A 1225-nucleotide genomic window follows, 5' to 3' on the forward strand; every position below is an offset into this window, starting at 1 on the left:
CGCCAATCAGCATCCACAGCCTGGTATTTCACGAGATTGTTGACCCACTGACCAAAGGTCCAAACACCTGCCTGACTCCCCTCAGGAACCAATTCAGTAAGCAAGTTGACGGCAGGAACACGAAGATTTTTCGGATCATTTTTCTTCATACTGCCAGATATATCGATAATTAATCGAACATCCGGCTGCACGCTTGAGTCAGCAAACGCATACCCCGAAGAAAGAATTAAGAGACTGGAAAACGCTACTGCTGCGTATTGACGCACTTTTCGCAGACGCAAAAAAAACATTAAAGCCACCCTAACTGCTCCTCGCGGAGTCAAAAATAAAATTCAGGAAATAACTTTAGGTATAGCAGAAAATACTATAAGAACAACGCGTAAGCACAAGTAAAGACTAAAGTATTCAGACTTTTATGAACAGATTATAATTACTTTTGAGTAAGGTATTGAAAGCGAGGTCGACGTACTCCGTCTAACTCGACATCCTCAGCAAACATTGCATAAGGTCGCACCCATAATCCATGCTCCCCATATAAAGCTCGGTATACAACAAGCTCTTCTTCTGTTTCTGAGTGTCGAGCCAAACCAATGACTTCGTAGCGTTGGCCTTTGTAATGCTCATAAATTCCCGGACGAATCATTCACCGTACCTCATACCTAATAAGCGTCGCGCGACAGACTCTAACAGCACCATCAGCACCATAAAACCAACCGCCGCCCCCATGACCGAAAACGATTGTTGAACAATATCCAATTGATTTTGAGCCAGCGCATAGGCAGCAACTAAAAAGGCCGGCGCAAGCCATAAACCATTTGCGATGATATTCATGGGCGTTAAAAGGGTTACTGCGATAACAATTCGAGTAACGCGACGCGTGCGACGCCATGTCCAATTTCGTGTCATACGCCAAACAACAATCAGCAAACCAACACTTGAGAGCAAATAAACAAGCCAGGCTACAATGTAAGAAGGTAAATCAATCAACACTATTTTTCCGTAGAGAATTCTTCAATAATGTACAGTTCAAGCTCTTCTTCCGCAACAGTATCTTCCGACACCACTCGACCAAGCGCTGACATCCCTTTTTTATGCACCGAATCAGCATCACCACTTACTAGAGGGTGCCAAGACGCCAAACCACGACCTTCTGATACCATACGATATGCACATGAACTCGGCAGCCAATCAAGCGCGTCCAAGTCTTCCTGAATCAGATCCAAAC

Annotated in this window: 2 protein-coding genes and 2 pseudogenes; all 4 read right to left on the reverse strand. The window is 44.5% G+C overall.

What is annotated here, in order from left to right:
* A pseudogene (locus A3762_RS28560) lies at nt 1–290 on the reverse strand (hypothetical protein); the annotation flags it as partial.
* 140 nt (nt 291–430) lie between these two features.
* Nucleotides 431–643, reverse strand: a complete 213-nt coding sequence (locus A3762_RS24475; RefSeq protein WP_068473223.1) for a DUF1653 domain-containing protein — start codon at nt 641–643, stop codon at nt 431–433.
* On the reverse strand, nt 640–990 hold the full coding sequence (locus A3762_RS24480; protein WP_068473226.1) for a hypothetical protein: 351 nt from the start codon (nt 988–990) through the stop codon (nt 640–642). The genes A3762_RS24475 and A3762_RS24480 overlap by 4 nt, the downstream gene beginning before the upstream one ends.
* Nucleotides 990–1225: pseudogene (locus A3762_RS28035) on the reverse strand (hypothetical protein); the annotation flags it as partial. The gene A3762_RS24480 and the pseudogene A3762_RS28035, both read right to left, overlap by 1 nt.

The organism is Oleiphilus sp. HI0125, assembly GCF_001635355.1.